The sequence below is a fragment of the Kribbella sp. NPDC005582 genome, assembly GCF_040605415.1.
Lineage (GTDB): Bacteria > Actinomycetota > Actinomycetes > Propionibacteriales > Kribbellaceae > Kribbella.
In genome coordinates this window covers 95,868-111,895 of sequence record NZ_JBEXCU010000007.1, presented here as the reverse complement: position 1 = coordinate 111,895, position 16,028 = coordinate 95,868, and the positions used below count along the sequence as shown (strand labels likewise).

Genomic DNA, 16,028 nt, shown 5'->3' with positions numbered 1-16,028 from the left:
CGGGCCGGGCGTCTGCCAAGATGGGGAACCGTGTTGACCCCAGAGCTTGTCACCTTGCTGACTGACCAGGTCCTGATCGCGATCATCGTCGTCGCGGTGGTGGTACTGGGCGGCGCGGCCGGACTGGTCGTGACCCGGCGCCGCCGCTCCGAACTGCCGCCGGCGCAGCGTCCGGCCCCGCTCGACACGGCGGAGCCGACGGTCGGTGAGGACGCCGAGACACCGCGGGACACCCCGACGCGCACGGTCGAGGACACCGAGCTGCCCGAGGAGGCGCCGGCGCTCGACAAGCCCGAGTCCGCGCAGGGCCGGCTGGTTCGGCTGCGGGCGCGGCTGGCCCGGTCGCAGGGCTCGCTCGGCAAGGGCCTGCTCGCGCTGCTGTCGCGGGACAAGCTCGACGAGGAGGCGTGGGAGGACATCGAGACCACCCTCATCACGGCCGACGTCGGCGTCGCGCCCACCCAGGAGTTGGTGGAGAAGCTGCGGACGCGGATGCGGGTCGAGGGAGTCGGGCCCGCGCAGGCGCGGGAGATCCTCCGCGAGGAGCTGATCGAGCTGGTGAACCCGGCGATGGATCGGTCGCTCGCGGTGAGCCGCAGGGACACTCAGCCGGCCGTTGTCCTGGTCGTCGGCGTCAACGGCACCGGCAAGACCACCACGGTCGGCAAGCTGGCCCGGGTGCTGGTCGCCGAAGACAAGCACGTCGTGCTCGGGGCGGCGGACACGTTCCGCGCCGCGGCGGCGGACCAGCTGCAGACCTGGGGCGAGCGGGTCGGCGTCCGGACCGTGCGCGGCCCGGAGGGCGGTGACCCGGCCAGCATCGCGTTCGACGCGGTCAAGCAGGGCATCGCCGAGGAGGCCGACGTCGTGCTGGTCGACACCGCCGGCCGGTTGCACACCAAGACCGGCCTGATGGACGAGCTCGGCAAGGTGAAGCGGGTGATCGAGAAGTCGGCCGAGGTCGACGAGGTGCTGCTCGTCATCGACGCCACCACCGGGCAGAACGGCCTCACCCAGGCCCGGGTCTTCGCCGAGGTCATCAACGTGACCGGTCTGGTGCTCACCAAGCTCGACGGTACGGCGAAGGGCGGCATCGTGATCGCGGTGCAGCGGGAGCTCGGCGTACCGGTGAAGCTGGTCGGACTGGGTGAGGGCGCCGACGACCTGGCGCCGTTCGACCCGGAACAGTTCGTCGACGCCCTGCTGGACTGAAAAGTCTGAACCAGATGTCGAGAACGCCTCCGCAGGCTCGTCTCTGGGGTGACGGGGCCACGACAAGGAGAAGACCATGACCAAGTTTCTGCTGCTGATGAACCACGACGGCGGTACGTCGACCACGACCATGCACGAGTGGAGCGAGGAGGACCGCAAGGCCCACCTCGACCACCTGACGGCGACTCTGGACCGGCTGCGCGAGCGCGGCGAGCTGATCGACGTCCAGGGCCTGACCTGGCCGAAGCACGCGAAGGTCGTGCGGGCCGCGCAGGTGACCGCGCCGGTGATCACCGACGGGCCGTACGCCGAGTCCAAGGAGATCCTGGCCGGCTACACGCTGATCGATGTCGAGTCGGAGGAGCGGGCGCTGGAGATCGCCGCCGAGCAGTCCGCCGCGCCCGGGCCTGGCGGCGTTCCGATCGAGCAGCCGATCGAGGTTCGTCGACTGATGGAGTCGGATGCGGACTTCTGGGACATCTGACCACACGCTCGAGGACCTGCTGCGTGAGCTGACGCCGCAGGTCCTCGGTGTGGTCGTTCGGCGCTGCGGCGACTTCGCGGCGGCCGAGGACGCCGTCCAGGAGGCGTTGCTGGCGGCTGCCACGACGTGGCCGCGGGACGGGCAGCCGGACAATCCGAAGGCTTGGTTGATCCAGGCTGCCTCGCGGCGGTTCATCGACGAGGTCCGCCAGGCCCAGTCCCGGCGCCGCCGCGAGGAGCGCGCCGCGCTGCGCGAGCTGCCGCCGGAGGAGGTCGAGGAGCACGACGATACGCTTCGGTTGCTGTTCCTGTGCTGCCATCCGTCGCTCACTCCGGCCTCGGCGATCGCGCTCACCCTGCGAGCGGTCGGCGGTCTCACCACCGCCGAGATCGCCACGGCGTACTTGGTGCCTGAGGCAACGATGGCGCAGCGGATCAGCCGGGCCAAGAGCCGGCTCAAGGGTGCGACCTTCGAGCTCACCGCCGATGCGGACCGTCTGCGCAACGTGCTGCACGTGCTCTACCTGATGTTCAACGAGGGCTACGCGAGCAGCAGCGGCACGGAGCTGCACCGGAGCGACCTGTCCAGTGAGGCAATCCGTCTGACCCGTGCGGTGCACGCACAGCTCGACGACGGACAGGTCACCGGCCTACTGGCCCTGATGTTGCTCACCGATGCGCGCCGCGCCGCCCGCACAGGTAGCACCGGAGAGCTCATCCCGCTCGCCGAGCAGGACCGCTCGTTGTGGGACGCGGACCACATCGCCGAAGGCGTAGCCCTGGCCGTCGAGGCCTTCCACTCACCACCCTTGGGCGAGTACCAGCTGCAGGCCGCGATCGCAGCCCTGCATGACGAAGCCGAGCGCGCCGAGGACACCGACTGGCCGCAGATCCTCGCGCTCTACGACCTACTGGTCGACCTGTCCGGCAATCCGATGGTGAAGCTCAACCGTGCCATCGCCGCCGCCATGGTCGACGGACCGGATGCCGGTCTGAAGCTGCTGGAGCCGCTCGACGACGAACTGAAAGGCAACCACCGCCTCGACGCGACCCGCGGCCATCTGCACGAGATGCGCGGCGACCACGAGACGGCGGTCGAGTTCTTCCGAGCGGCAGCGCGCGGTACGACGAGCCTGCCGGAGCGCGACTATCTGCTGAAGAAGGCCTCCGCCCTCACTGGTACTGAGCAAACGCCGCCGTGATGTCGTCATCGGTTGCCAACAGCAACCGAAGCAGCACCCGCGCCTTGTAGGGGTCGAGGAAGCCGCCGTCGATGAGACCGCGCTGCAGCAGGTCGATCTCGGAGCCCGGCGCGCTGTAGGTGTTCCGCACGATCGATCCGGCGCCGGTCCGCGACGTCAGTACGACGGGCATCGTCGCTGCGAGCTCACCGAGCACCGGAGCGAGTGCGGCCGGCACATGGCCCGCACCGAACCCCGCCACGACCAGACCGCGGTGGGTGTCGGCCAAGCCCTTCAGCAGCAGTCCGTCGTCGTCCATGGTCATCGTGTAGAGCGCCACCTGGTTCGCATCCAGGTCAGCCGGCTCCGCACTGCCCTGTACGCCGTCCAGCCGGACCGGGCGGGCGAGGATGCGGACCTGGTCCTCGACAACGTGGCCGATCGGGCCGACGTTCGGCGACACGAAGGTCGCCGTACTGGTGCTGTGCGTCTTGCGTACCCAGCGAGCGGCGTGGATCTCGTCCTTGAAGACGACCAAGGCTCCGAGGTCGCGCGCAGCGGGGGAGCAGGCGACGCGGCACGCGGCCAGCACGTTGGCCGGCCCGTCCGGTCCGGCCAGCGTCGGGTTGCGCATGGCGCCGGTCAGCACGAACGGCTGCGGGTGCGGCCACACCTGGTCCACCAGGAACGACGTCTCCTCGAGAGTGTCGGTACCTTGCGTGACCACGACGCCGGTGGCGCCGGCAGCGATCGCCTTCGACGCGGCATCGACGACCTCGAGCATCTTGGCCGCGGTCAGGTTGGCGCTGGGGACCGATTCGATGTCCTGGATCTCCACCGGCTGACCCAGCTCGGCCAGTCCGGGGACGGCCGCAGTCAGATCTGCTCCGGTCAGCCGGCGGCTGCCGGCCATCGCGATGGTGCCGCCCAAGGTGAACAACGCGACGCTCACAACCAGCTCCTCAACAGTGCGGACCGACGGCCGAAGATTAGCGGGTGCGGGCCCGGACGTGCATCCGTTCCCCCTGCGGTCCGTACAGGCACAACATCTCGGCCGGTCCCGGCCCCGCGTTCCCGAACCAGTGCGGGACCCGGGTGTCGAACTCGGCCACCTCACCCACGGTCAGGATGAAGTCCTGGTCGCCGAGCACGATCCGGATCCGGCCGGACAGCACGTAGATCCAGTCGTAGCCCTCGTGAGTCTTCTGTTCGACCTCACCGCCCGGCCAGCCCACCGGCACGATCTGCTTGAACGCCTGCAGTCCGCCGGGCCGTTTGCTGAGCGGAATGATGGTCGCGCCCCAGCGCTGGATCGGCTTCGCGTGGATCCGCGGGTCGCCGGTGGTGGGCGCGTCCACCAGCTCGTCGAGCTGCACCTGGTGCGCGCGGGCCAACGGCAACAACAGCTCCAGCGTCGGTTTGCGTTGCCCGGACTCCAGCCGGGACAGCGTGCTCACGGAGATGCCGGTCGACTCGGACAGCTGCGCCAGCGTCGTACCGCGCTCGACCCGCAACGCTCGCAGCCGCGGGCCCACTGCTTCCAGGACATCGTCGAAGGCTTCCACGTTGCCATTCTGGCAAACAATCTTGTCGAAAACGAGAGCGCTGCGGATGCTCGGAGAACGACGAGAGGAGCTCGAGATGAGCGAGTACGACGTGATTGTGATCGGTGCCGGGGCCGCCGGACTGAGTGGGGCGCTCGCGCTGGTGCGGTCGCGCCGGTCGGTCCTGGTGATTGACGACGGCCGGCCGCGGAACGAGGCGGCCGGCCACGTGCACAACTTCCTGACCCGGGACGGGACGCCGCCCAGCGAGATCTACGCGATCGGCCGCACCGAGGTCGCCGGGTACGGCGGTCAGTTCGCGACAGGCACGGTCACCGCGGTGCGGCGTGGCGACGTGTTCACGGTCGAGCTGGCGGACGGTACGACGTACCGGGCTCGGCGGATCCTGGTCACGAGCGGTCTGACCGACGTACTGCCTGATGTGCCCGGGCTGGCCGAGCAGTGGGGCAAGGACGTGCTGCACTGCCCGTACTGCCATGGCTGGGAGGTGCGGGACCAGGCGATCGGTGTGCTGGCCACCAGCTCGATGGTTGTCCACCAGGCACAGATGTTCCGGCAGCTGAGTGACGACGTCACGCTGTTCCTGCACACCGCGCCGGATCTGACCGACGAGCAGTGGGAAGAGCTCGCGGCGCGCCAGATCGCCGTCGTACAAGGCAAGGTGGAGCAGGTCGAGGTAGTGGACGGGAAGCTCACCGGTGTGCGTCTGGAGGGCGGCAAGGTGATCCCACGCGACGCACTGACCGTGCAGACGCAGCTGCGGTCCCGCGCCGGCTTCCTGGTCGACCTCGGTCTGGAAACGACCGAGCTGGAGATGGCCGGCGCTGTCTACGGGGACGCGATTGAAGTCGACGCCAAGGGGGAGACTGCTGTGCCAGGGGTGTTTGCAGCGGGCAACGTCACGGACCCGATGGCACAGGTCGTTCACGCGGCCGGTGCGGGGCTGCGGGCCGGTGCGGCGATCAATGCAGACCTGATCGCAGAAGAGACGCGATTGGCTCTCGCCGCGCGCGGTAGTTGAGAGGTCTAATAGGGCCCGGAGGGGTGGATGCTCGAGACGGTCGACCCGGAGTTCGCGTCGTACGTGGATGCGCGACAGGGTAGATGGCTACGTACTGCGTACCTCGTGTACGGCGACCTGGGGCGGGCCGAGCACGCGCTGTTGCATGCGTTCACCCGGCTGTCACTGTACTGGCCGAAGGTCGACGACCCCGACGTCTTCGTCCAGCGTTTGCTCTACCAACCGGGCCTTACCCGATGGAGCCGGCTGCGCCCCTTTCCGGACAGTGAAAACCCGGTCGAACAGGCCCTCGCGGACCTCACACCCACCCAGCGGACGATCCTGGTGCTCCTGCACCTGGAAGAGCTCACGGAGTTCGAAGTGGCCGACGTACTGACCATGTCGCACTCCGCGGTGCACGCCCAGGGACTCTCCGCGTTCGACCGGTTCCGGAAGGCGATCGCGGCGGGGGAGAGCAGATGAGGCGCGAGGACATCGGACCCCTGCTCAGCCAGGTCTCCGACGACCTGCCGGAGGTCGACCTGGCGGACCGCGCGTGGACGGCCGGCACGATCCTCAGACGCCGCCGTCGCCGTACGACGATCGTCGGCGTGCTGGTGGCGGTCGGGATCGCGCTGGCCGTCGCGACGGCGTTCGCGTCCGGCTGGCTCTGAGCTACGTCTCCTGGATCACCCGCAGTGTCAGCTCGACCAGGCGATCGGCTTCCGCCACGGCAGGCATCGGTTCGTTGAGCAGGATCCGGAGCACGAACAATCCGGACAGCCACTGAACCATCATGACCGGATCGGCGTCCCGGCGAACCGGCTCACCGCGGGCCCAGGCGCGTTCCAGGGCTGCCCTGGTGAGCGCGATCCGGCGATCGATCAACGACCGGTAGATCGCGGCGGACCGCTCGTCGCGGTTCGCCTCGGTGATCCCGAGCCGCATCAGCGCGACTCCGGCCTCGCTGTTCACGAGCGCCAGGGCGTTCCCGTAGACCTCGCGCAGATCGCCGGCAAGTGAGCCGGTGTCGGCGTCCGGAATCTCGAAGTCGAACAGGTCGGCCATCGCGTCGTTGGCGAGCTCCTCCTTGCTCGCCCACCGCCGGTAGATCGTCGCTTTGCCGACCCCCGCGGCCTCGGCGACATCGTCCACCGTCATTCCGTCGAACCCACGCTCCAGCAGCAGCTGAACGGCGTACCGGCGGATCCGTGGCTCGGCCTCCGGGTCGCGCGGTCGGCCGCGACGCGGCGTCACCCCGTGTTCGGTCTCCATTTCGTTCCCTACTTCGGACGGGCGCAGTGGCGCGGCTGCGGTCCCGTGTGGTCCAGGCCAGAGTGCCATACCGGTGCCCATCGAGGCTCATGTCACGCCGATGTCACCTGGGCGGCCGCTTTGTCACATGCCGGAAACAAATCGACCGATCGGCTGAAACGGCGCGCCGACACCGTGTGCGGTGTGGCTGGGCGCGGGCTCCCCGGAGTTGTGGAGTTCTCCCGATCGAGGACGCCGGCCACCCCCTGATGACATGGAAGGGATGACGTTGATGGAGATCAACGCCGGCGATACCGCCTGGGTCTTGGCTAGCGCCGCCCTGGTGATGCTGATGACACCGGGCCTGGCTTTTTTCTACGGCGGCATGGTGCGCGTGAAGAGCGTGCTGAACATGATGATGATGAGCTTCATCACCATCGCGGTCGTCACCGTTTTGTGGGTGGTGGCCGGTTACTCGCTGACGTTCGGCGGTGACAACGGGCACGTGATCGGGAACTTCTCCGAGGCCGGGCTGAAGGGCCTGATGGCCCCCGAGGCGATCAGCGGCACCACCCCCGAACTCGCCTTCGTCGCCTTCCAGCTGATGTTCGCGATCATCACCCCGGCGCTGATCTCGGGTGCGATCGCCGACCGGGTGACGTTCCGCGGCTGGATCGCGTTCGTGGTCGGCTGGACCTGCCTGGTCTACTTCCCGGTCGCGCACTCGGTGTGGTTCCTGGACGACGGCAACGGTGGCTGGATCGGCGACAAGCTGAAGGCGATCGACTTCGCCGGCGGTACGGCGGTGCACGTGAACGCCGGTGCCGCCGCGCTGGCACTGGCGATCGTGCTCGGCAAGCGGATCGGCTGGAAGAAGGACCCGATGCGGCCGCACAGCCTGCCGCTGGTCCTGCTCGGCGCCGGGCTGCTGTGGTTCGGCTGGTTCGGGTTCAACGCCGGTTCGGCGCTGAGCGCCGGCAGCACCGCCGCGATCACCTTCGTGAACACGCAGGTCGCCACGGCGGCCGCCGTGATCGGCTGGCTGATCGTGGAGCGGCTCGTGCACGGCAAGGCGACGACCCTGGGCCTGGCCTCGGGTGCGGTGGCCGGTCTGGTCGCGATCACCCCGTCCTGTGGCGCGGTCAGCCCGATCGGCGCGCTCATCCTCGGTGTCCTCGCCGGTGCGATCTGCGCCTTCGCGGTCTCGCTGAAGTACAAGCTCGGCTTCGACGACTCGCTCGACGTGGTCGGCGTGCACCTGGTCGGCGGTCTGTTCGGCTCGCTGGCGATCGGTCTGCTCGGCACCGCGGCGGCGCCGTCGGCGGTCGACGGCCTCTTCTACGGCGGCGGCGTCGGCCAGCTCGGCAAGCAGGCCCTGGCCAACGTGGTGGTCGGCGTCTACTCCTTCGTGGTCGCGTTCATCCTGGCCAAGCTGATCGACAAGACCATCGGCTTCCGGCTCACCGAAGAGGACGAGATCACCGGTGTCGACCAGGTCGAGCACGCGGAGACGGCGTACGACTTCCTCAGCGCGACGGGTCTGCGCGGCGCGCTCTCGGCCCGGCCGGCTCCCGCTGCGGCGCCGGTGCAGGACAATGACGACACCGAGACTTCCGAGAAGGAAGGTGCCAACGCATGAAGCTGATCACCGCGGTGGTCAAGCCGCACAAGCTGGAAGACGTCCGGAACGCGCTGGAGACGTTCGGCGTCACCGGGATGACGGTCTCCGAGGCGAGCGGCTACGGCCGGCAGAAGGGCCACACCGAGGTCTACCGGGGCGCCGAGTACGAGGTGGACCTGGTCCCGAAGGTGCGGCTCGAGGTGGTCGTCGAGGACAGTGACGGCGCCGACGTGGTCGACGTGATCGTGAAGGCCGCGCAGACCGGCAAGATCGGTGACGGCAAGGTCTGGGTGACCCCGGTCGAGACGATCGTCCGGGTCCGCACCGGTGAGCTGGACGGAGACGCCCTCTAGATGGCAGACAGAGCAGAGCAGCGGCGTGCCCGGGCCGAAGAGGCCGACGCGCTGCTGTACCTGCTCCTCTCCAAGGCATGTGACGCCCTCGGTGTACCCACCGAGGGCGTTGCCCTGGTCGCTGTCGGCGGCTACGGCCGGGAGGAGCTCTCGCCGTACAGCGATCTCGACGTGATGCTGCTGCACGTCGACGGGTACCCACGGCTGGACGAGCTGGCCGCCCAGATCTGGTACCCGCTGTGGGACTCGCGGACCAAGCTGGACCACAGCGTGCGCACTGTCGCCCAAGCGCGCGCCTCCGCGGCGGACGACGTACGGGTTGCGTTGGGGCTGCTGGATGCGCGGCATGTCGCGGGGGACTCGCATCTGACGCTGGAGCTGCGGTCCGTGCTGATGGCGGACTGGCGGCGTACGGCGAAAACCAGGCTGCCCGAGCTGGCGCAGGCGTGCCGCGATCGGGCGTCCAGTGTCGGAGAACTCGCCCACCTGGCCGAGCCCGACCTCAAGGAGTCGTACGGCGGTCTCCGGGATGCCGTTGTACTGCGTGCATTGGTGGCGTCGTGGTTGATCGACGTACCGCATCCCGTAGTGGAGCGAGTGCGGCGCGACCTGCTGGACGTGCGCGACGAACTGCACACGGTTGCTGGTCGAGCTACTGACCGCCTGGTCGCTGATGTGGCCGGCGAGGTCGCGGCTGGGCTCGGCCTGGGCGGTCGCGACGAGCTGCTGCGGCATGTGTACGCGACCGGGCGGACGCTCGCCTATGTGTGTGACATCTCCTGGCGGCGCGTGGAGAGTCTGCTGACGCGGCCCCCGCGCTCGCGGCGGTTCCAACGGACTGGTGGGCCGCTGCTGCTCGCACTCGATGAGGGTGTCGGGCAGCACGAGGGCGAAGTTGTGCTGATGCCGGATGCGCGGCCGGAGCGGGACGCCGTACTGGGTCTGCGGGCCGCGGCGGTCGCTGCGGATCGTGAGCTTGGTCTGTCGCCTGCTGTCTGCACGCGGTTGGCCTCGAAGGCGCTGGCACTGCCAGAGCCGTGGCCGATGGAGGCGCAGCGGTTGCTGTGCGCACTGCTAGGTGCGGGCGACGGACTGCTTGAGGTGTGGGAGGCGCTCGATCAGGCCGGCTACATTTCGCGGATCCTGCCGGAGTGGGACAGCGTGCGGTTCCGGCCGCCGCAGTCGGCGATCCACCGCTTCACGGTCGATCGGCACTTGCTGGAGACCTGCGTCGAGGCCTCGAAGATGGTGCGCGACGTACGACGTCCTGACCTGCTGCTGGTTGCCGCACTGCTGCATGACCTCGGCAAGGCGGTCGACGGCGACCACAGCGTCACCGGTGCGGTCATTGCTGCACGCGTTGCGCGGCGGATCGGCTTCAACGACGCGGACTCCGACACGATCACCCTGCTGGTGCGACAGCACCTGATGCTGGCGCAGGTCGCCACCCGGCGCGACCTGGACGACCCGATGACGGTTGACCTGGTCGCGGGGATCGTGCACGACACCGACACGCTGGATCTGCTGGAAGCTCTCACGTACGCCGATGCGCGCGCAGCTGGTCCCGCGGCGTCGTCGCCGTGGCGGATGCGGCTCGTGGGTGAGCTGTGCCGTCGAGTGCGCGGTGAACTGTCCGGTGGCGGCGAGGGCATGTGGACCGACACTCCGCCGATTCCGGTGCCTGCTCTGCATCAGGTGGTCGGCATTGGCCGGCTTGGGGTCACAGTGACCCAGCACCACGGTGACTTGCGGGTCAACGTCGCCGTACCTGATCAGGTGGGCACGCTCGCGACGGTGGCCGCCGTACTGGCTGTTGAGCGGTTGTCGGTGCGCGCTGCGGTCGTGACGTCGGCCGATGGGCTCGGCATCTCGCAGTGGACTGTCGCCGGCTCCGCGCCGGACCCGGTGCGGTTGCGGGACCGGCTTGCTGTTGCGCTGCGCGACAACACCGACCTCGTACGGCGCTTGGCGGCGCGTGACTCGTCGGCTCCTCGGGTCGCCAGCCGCGTTGACCTGTTGCCGGGAGCATCCGAAACGGCAACCGTCCTCCAGGTGCGAGCTCACGACCGGCCAGGCCTGATGTACGACGTTGCCTCGGCTATTGCGGCTACCGGCGCTGACATTCGCTCTGCGCACGTCAGCACGCTCGGCGCTGAGTGTGTTGACGTCTTCTACCTCACTGACCGCCATGGCTCGCCACTCGAAGAGGAGGACGCGCGAACCACCGCGAAGACCGTGCTGGACCGCCTGACCTTCTAACCTCGACGCTATGGGTGTCGTAGCGGGTCTGCAGCGTCAAGCCGTCGAATGCGAGGAACTCGGCTCCCCGATGTACGCCGAGTTGCTCCGGCGCATCGTGGACGACTACGAGCTCGGTGGCGCGTCCACCGGCGTACTCGGGAGCTATGAGGGGCATCAGTTCGAAGAGTCGATCGCCTTGCCGCTACTGGGCGCTGTGCATCGGCTGGTGCTGTCCGGTGAGGCGCCTGAGCTTGCGAGCTTCTATCCGAGTGTTGGCGGGGTGTGGGACCCAGTGCTCGGCTGGGAGGCGTTCGAGCAGGTGCTGCAGTCGCGAGCCGCTGAACTGCGCGCGGGGCTGCTCCAGCCGCCGCAGACCAACGAGGTACGCCGCTCCGTCGCCCTGTACGGCGGTCTGCTGCAACTGGCCGACGAGTTCGGCCTGCCGGTGCGGTTGTTCGAGATCGGCTCCAGTGCCGGACTGAACCTTCGCGCTGACCACTTCCGCTTCAACCTCGCGGACGGTACGTCGTACGGGCCGGCGGACAGTCCGGTCGTCATCGAGTCGGCGTGGTCCGGTCGGGAGGTACCGCGGTCGCCGCTGCGGATCGCTGAGCGGGTGGGCAGTGACGTGGCGCCGGTGAACGCGCTGTCCGAGGAGGGCGCGCGGACACTGACGTCGTACGTGTGGGCGGACCAGGCCGAGCGGCTGGCGCGACTGCGAGGCGCACTGGCGATTGCGCGCGAGGTGCCGGCCGACATCAGGCGTGAGGACGCAGTGTCGTTCGTGCGCGGGCTGGAGCTGTCCGAGGGACACCTGACGGTGCTCTGGCACTCGATCATGTGGCACTACCTGTCGCCGGAGGACCAGGCCGCAGTTGACGCCGCATTGGCCGAGCTGGGCGCGAAGGCGGGGGAGTCGACGCCGTTGGCCCGGCTACGACTCGAATCGGCGGGCGAATGGGACGAGGAGTTCCTGGTCGACCTCGAGACCTGGCCGGGCGGTGTACGCCGGGTGCTCGGACATGCCGATCCGCACGGCCAGGGGATGGTCTGGGACCCGCTCAGCTGAGCGCTGCCACCAGGGTGTCGGTGAGCTCGGCTGCGTAGACCTGCTCCGGATCGAGATCGGGGTCATAGATGCCGATGTCGAACCCGACGCACTTCGCCGAGGCCAGCAGCGGTTGCAGCAGCGCCCGCAGTTGGGCGTGGTCGATGCCGCCGGGGTCCGGGCTGTCTACCGCGGGCATGATCTCCGCGTCGAGGATGTCCACGTCGAGATGCACCCAGAAGCCGTCCAGCTCGGGCCGCTCCAGGTGCGCGAGCACATCGGATGCTGCTTGCGCCGGGTCCGCACTGACCTGCAGCGCGGACCAGTGCGGGATGCCGGTCTCCTTCAGCGTCTCCAGATAGGCCTCGTCCTCGCGATACCCGAGCATCACGGCATCAGTGTCGCGAACATACGGCTTCAAGCCGTCAAGGTCGGTCAAGTCGTCCTGTCCGCGCCCGGTGACCAACGCCAACGCCTCACCGCCCGCAGCACCGACGTACTCGTCGTTGTCGACGGTTCGCATGTCCGAATGGCCGTCCAGGTAGACGACGCCGTACCGGCCGCGCCGCTTGAGTGCCAACGCCGGCCCGAGCAGGTTGCTGCACTCACCACCCAGCAGCACGACGAACTTGTCGTCGTCGAGCAAGGCGCCCACGCGATCCGCCAGTCGCACGCTGTACGACGCCATCGCGGCCGCATTGAACACGCCGTCCCCAGGCCGCCAATCACCCCGGTCATACCGCGGCGGCACGACGCACCCGCCGTCCGCCGCCCCGATCCGTCCCACGATCCCCTGATCCCGCAACGCCCCGGCCAGCTTGTAGCACCCGGGCACAGTCCCCTCCGCCGGCGGCCGCAACCCCAAGTTCGACGGCCCGTCCACCACCACCCGACTCCGCCCCACGATCCCTCCCTAACCGATCAATAGTTAACTTCTGGTTAGTGGATCGTAGCGGCTCCCCGTTGCATCGCGCCTACCCCCGCCTCACCCCGTCCTCTCGACCAGCCTGCCGCCCGGCCCGCGCGACCGCAGGCGCCCCGGCGCCCCGGGCGCCATCACCCAACGACGGCCGCCGAGCAGTCGCTCCGCCCGCACTCGCCTGCCCGGTCAAGAACCGCAGCTCCCGCGAGTGCTCCTGCCCCCGGCCCGCCCCGTCAGCGGCCGGCGTCGCCGCACCCGGGTGGCGGTGCTCGTGGCGGAGGTCTTCGACCGCGGAGTTCAAGCCGGTGCGGATCTCCTCGCCCACCTGGCGCCCGTCGGCCGCCGCATGCTGCGGAAGGGCCGGCCAGGCCTCGTGCATCATCGGGACGATCAGCCGAGCCCGCGCCGCCTCCTGCCGAGCCGCGTCGTACGGGATTTCCTCGCGCAGCCGGTTGCGTACGACGCCGTTCGCCAACCGATCGAACTGCATCCCCACCGGCGTCGCCACGAGCTCGCTCAGCAACGCATCGCGGCTGGTGGTGAGCCCGGATGACTGGGTGAGGAGGCTGTCGGTTGCGGCGAAGGCGCCCTCGGCTTCCGGTGGGGGAGCAGGCAGGTTGGGATAGCCCGCCCGCTCCGCGAACGCGTCGAAGTCCGTCGCGGCCCGCACCTCGACGACGCCCACGGCAAGCCCGCTCGCCTGCGGCGACGCCGCGGCGGTCGACGGCATCCCGGCGCGCGTGGCCACCTTGAGCACCTGTCGCAACGCCGTTGCCTGTTCGTGCGCATGCTCAGGCCGGGTCTGCCCACTCAAATGCGGCAACACATGCTGACTGGAGAGTGCGATCGCGCCGCTCTCGCGGTTGAGTTGAGCCCACGCTCCGCCGTCCACGGCGTACAGCTCTCCGTTCCAAGCATCACCAGCGCCCGGCCGCTGCTGCTGCGCCAGCCGATACAGCCGGGTGAACTCCCGATGGACCGCGGACTCCGGCGGCACCTGCTGGTAGTTAGGCACGTGATCAGCCCGTCACGGGAAAGTCGGCGGTTGCAGTTCGTCCCGGTACGCCGACAGCGGCTGTGTCAGCGCCCTGATGTCCGCCGCCTCATCACTCGGCGCTCGGTCGGCGATTGCCCAGATTCGCTCACAAGCCTTGTCGAGCGCCGCGACCTGCTCCGCAACCGGCGCGTCAGCTGCTGCCAGCTCGCCCGCGATCGCGACTGCCTCGTCGTACAGAGCGCTCATCTCACGAGGCGCGGGCAGGGGCTCGGCAAGCTTGTCGGCCAGCCGGAGCGCCCAGGCCTTGTCGTCGGACTCAGGCTCGCCGGCGACGAGATCGCGAAGGACCTCCTGGACCGGGCGCACGTCGTACGCCGGGTCCTGCCGTTGCTCGTACCGCGCCTGCGTGAAGAGCGAGTTGATCTGCGCGACATCCATGCCCGAACGCTATCCGGAACGCATGCTGCCGTGCTGCCAGTTATCCACAGGTGCGGGCAGGTCCGGTGGGCGTGGGGCGGCCGGTAGACTTGCGGAGTTGTTCGGTGCTCGCTAGAGGATGGACTTTCCCGTGTTCGACACGCTTTCCGATCGGTTGTCCGCTGCGTTCAAGAATCTGCGTGGCAAGGGCAAGCTGACCGACGCCGATATCGAAGCGACGACGCGGGAGATCCGGATCGCGCTGCTGGAGGCGGATGTCGCGCTGCCGGTGGTGCGCGAGTTCATCGCGAAGATCCGGGAGCGGGCCAGTGGGGCCGAGGTGCGCGGGGGACTGAACCCGGCGCAGCAGGTGATCAAGATCGTGAACGAGGAGCTGGTCGGCATCCTCGGCGGGGAGACCCGTGAGCTGCGGATGGCCAAGCGGCCGCCGACGGTGATCATGCTGGCCGGTCTGCAGGGTGCGGGTAAGACCACCCTGGCCGGGAAGCTGGCCAAGTGGCTGAAGGAGACCAAGCACCAGACGCCGATGCTGGTCGCGGCCGACCTGCAGCGGCCGAACGCGGTCACCCAGCTCCAGGTGGTCGGTGAGCGGGCCGGCGTACCGGTGTTCGCTCCGGAGCCGGGCAATGGCGTCGGCGACCCGGTGGACGTCGCCCGGCAGGCGATGGACGAGGCGCGGTCCAAGCAGCACAGCGTGGTGATCGTCGACACGGCCGGCCGGCTGGGTGTCGACGAGGAGCTGATGAAGCAGGCCGCGGACATCCGCGACGCGGTGAACCCGGACGAGATCCTGTTCGTCGTCGACGCGATGATCGGTCAGGACGCCGTCGTCACCGCGCAGGCCTTCCTGGACGGCGTCGGCTTCGACGGCGTGGTGCTGTCCAAGCTCGACGGTGACGCCCGCGGTGGTGCGGCGCTGTCGATCGCGCAGGTGACCGGCCGCCAGGTGATGTTCGCCAGCAACGGCGAGAAGCTCGAGGACTTCGACGTCTTCCACCCCGACCGGATGGCGTCGCGCATCCTCGGCATGGGTGACGTGATGAGCCTGATCGAGCAGGCCGAGCGCACCTTCGACGCCGAGTCGGCCGCGAAGACGGCGGCCAAGCTGCAGAAGAAGGGCGGCAAGGACTTCACCCTGGACGACTTCCTCGCCCAGATGCAGTCGGTGCGCAAGATGGGCCCGCTGACCAAGATCTTCGGCATGCTGCCCGGCGCCAGCCAGTTCAAGGACCAGCTGGAGAACTTCGACGAGCGCGAGATCGACCGGATCGAGGCGGTCATCCACTCGATGACCCCGGCCGAGCGGACCGACCCGACCATCATCAACGGCTCCCGCCGGGCCCGGATCGCGAAGGGTTCGGGGACCGAGGTCGCCACCGTCAGCGGTCTGGTCGAGCGGTTCTTCGAGGCGCGCAAGATGATGGCCGCGATGGCTTCCGGCAAGGGCATCCCGGGGATGCCCGGCATGCCGGGGATGCCGGGCGGCGGCGCCCGGAAGGCGAAGCAGCAGCAGGCCAAGAAGGGCAAGAAGCGCGGCTCGGGCAACCCGGCCAAGCGGGCCGGGGGTGCGCCCCAGCCGCAGGAACCGCAGCCGGGTCAGCTCCCGGCGGCGTTCGGCGGCGGCCAGAACGGCGGCGACTTCGAGCTCCCCGACGACTTGAAGAAGATGCTCGGCGGTCAGTGACGACGGGCTGCCTGCCCGATCGGGCACTT

17 protein-coding genes are annotated in these 16,028 nt (G+C 69.0%); 11 read left to right on the top strand and 6 right to left on the bottom strand.

The genetic code is table 11. The features are described 5' to 3' along the window. Positions 1-30 precede the first annotated feature (30 nt). The 3 genes from ftsY (at position 31) to ABZS29_RS32305 (ending at position 2,897) form a co-directional block, all read left to right on the top strand. Positions 31-1,212, top strand: coding sequence for a signal recognition particle-docking protein FtsY (gene ftsY, locus ABZS29_RS32315; protein ID WP_355467736.1), 1,182 nt, complete (start codon positions 31-33; stop codon positions 1,210-1,212). A 76-nt stretch (positions 1,213-1,288) separates the two neighbouring features. Further along, positions 1,289-1,696, top strand: coding sequence for a YciI family protein (locus tag ABZS29_RS32310; protein ID WP_355467734.1), 408 nt, complete (start codon positions 1,289-1,291; stop codon positions 1,694-1,696). Then, positions 1,674-2,897: a sigma-70 family RNA polymerase sigma factor gene (locus ABZS29_RS32305; RefSeq protein WP_355467732.1), complete on the top strand. Its 1,224-nt coding sequence runs from the start codon at positions 1,674-1,676 to the stop codon at positions 2,895-2,897. Before ABZS29_RS32310 ends, ABZS29_RS32305 begins: the two co-directional genes overlap by 23 nt. Here ABZS29_RS32305 and ABZS29_RS32300 read toward each other — a convergent pair. Next, the gene (locus ABZS29_RS32300) at positions 2,869-3,828 is read right to left on the bottom strand and encodes an asparaginase (RefSeq protein ID WP_355467730.1); all 960 of its coding nucleotides are present in this window, start codon (positions 3,826-3,828) and stop codon (positions 2,869-2,871) included. The two genes, ABZS29_RS32305 and ABZS29_RS32300, sit on opposite strands and share 29 nt — an antisense overlap. 37 nt (positions 3,829-3,865) lie before the next feature. Then, a complete protein-coding gene (locus ABZS29_RS32295; protein ID WP_355467728.1) occupies positions 3,866-4,441 on the bottom strand; it encodes a helix-turn-helix transcriptional regulator in 576 nt (191 codons plus the stop codon). A gap of 76 nt (positions 4,442-4,517) precedes the next feature. Between ABZS29_RS32295 and ABZS29_RS32290 the strand changes: the two genes are divergently transcribed. Genes ABZS29_RS32290 through ABZS29_RS32280 form a run of 3 tightly spaced genes read left to right on the top strand, consistent with a single transcriptional unit; the run spans position 4,518 to position 6,115 of the window. After that, positions 4,518-5,462, top strand: coding sequence for an NAD(P)/FAD-dependent oxidoreductase (locus ABZS29_RS32290; RefSeq protein ID WP_355467726.1), 945 nt, complete (start codon positions 4,518-4,520; stop codon positions 5,460-5,462). A 27-nt stretch (positions 5,463-5,489) separates the two neighbouring features. Next, on the top strand, positions 5,490-5,924 hold the full coding sequence (locus ABZS29_RS32285; RefSeq protein WP_355467724.1) for a sigma factor-like helix-turn-helix DNA-binding protein: 435 nt from the start codon (positions 5,490-5,492) through the stop codon (positions 5,922-5,924). Beyond that, positions 5,921-6,115, top strand: a complete 195-nt coding sequence (locus tag ABZS29_RS32280) for a hypothetical protein (protein WP_355467722.1) — start codon at positions 5,921-5,923, stop codon at positions 6,113-6,115. Before ABZS29_RS32285 ends, ABZS29_RS32280 begins: the two co-directional genes overlap by 4 nt. A 1-nt stretch (position 6,116) precedes the next feature. Here ABZS29_RS32280 and ABZS29_RS32275 read toward each other — a convergent pair whose 3' ends face one another. Next, positions 6,117-6,716, bottom strand: coding sequence for a TetR/AcrR family transcriptional regulator (locus ABZS29_RS32275; protein WP_355467720.1), 600 nt, complete (start codon positions 6,714-6,716; stop codon positions 6,117-6,119). Positions 6,717-6,978: 262 nt separating this feature from the next. Between ABZS29_RS32275 and ABZS29_RS32270 the strand changes: the two genes are divergently transcribed. From ABZS29_RS32270 to ABZS29_RS32255, 4 genes are read left to right on the top strand one after another with little or no spacing between them, the layout of a single operon-like run. Further along, positions 6,979-8,334, top strand: coding sequence for an ammonium transporter (locus tag ABZS29_RS32270; RefSeq protein WP_355467718.1), 1,356 nt, complete (start codon positions 6,979-6,981; stop codon positions 8,332-8,334). Next, positions 8,331-8,669 carry a P-II family nitrogen regulator gene (locus tag ABZS29_RS32265; protein WP_355467716.1) on the top strand — a complete coding sequence of 113 codons (339 nt, stop codon included), beginning with the start codon at positions 8,331-8,333 and terminating at the stop codon, positions 8,667-8,669. The genes ABZS29_RS32270 and ABZS29_RS32265 overlap by 4 nt, the downstream gene beginning before the upstream one ends. Beyond that, positions 8,670-10,928, top strand: coding sequence for a [protein-PII] uridylyltransferase (locus tag ABZS29_RS32260; protein WP_355467714.1), 2,259 nt, complete (start codon positions 8,670-8,672; stop codon positions 10,926-10,928). Positions 10,929-10,938: 10 nt separating this feature from the next. Continuing rightward, on the top strand, positions 10,939-11,979 hold the full coding sequence (locus tag ABZS29_RS32255; RefSeq protein ID WP_355467712.1) for a DUF2332 domain-containing protein: 1,041 nt from the start codon (positions 10,939-10,941) through the stop codon (positions 11,977-11,979). Here ABZS29_RS32255 and ABZS29_RS32250 read toward each other — a convergent pair. The 3 genes from ABZS29_RS32250 to ABZS29_RS32240 all read right to left on the bottom strand — a co-directional run bounded on the left by ABZS29_RS32250 (position 11,972) and on the right by ABZS29_RS32240 (position 14,315). Further along, entirely contained in the window at positions 11,972-12,862 is an 891-nt protein-coding gene (locus ABZS29_RS32250) for an arginase family protein (RefSeq protein WP_355467710.1), read from the bottom strand. The genes ABZS29_RS32255 and ABZS29_RS32250 overlap by 8 nt on opposite strands. A gap of 70 nt (positions 12,863-12,932) precedes the next feature. After that, positions 12,933-13,895 carry a hypothetical protein gene (locus tag ABZS29_RS32245; protein WP_355467708.1) on the bottom strand — a complete coding sequence of 321 codons (963 nt, stop codon included), beginning with the start codon at positions 13,893-13,895 and terminating at the stop codon, positions 12,933-12,935. 12 nt (positions 13,896-13,907) lie between these two features. Beyond that, a complete protein-coding gene (locus ABZS29_RS32240; protein ID WP_355467706.1) occupies positions 13,908-14,315 on the bottom strand; it encodes a hypothetical protein in 408 nt (135 codons plus the stop codon). Between the two features lie 130 nt (positions 14,316-14,445). Between ABZS29_RS32240 and ffh the strand changes: the two genes are divergently transcribed. Further along, complete coding sequence (gene ffh / locus ABZS29_RS32235) at positions 14,446-15,999, top strand: signal recognition particle protein (protein ID WP_355467705.1); 1,554 nt, start codon at positions 14,446-14,448, stop codon at positions 15,997-15,999. The last annotated feature ends 29 nt before the right edge of the window (positions 16,000-16,028 follow it).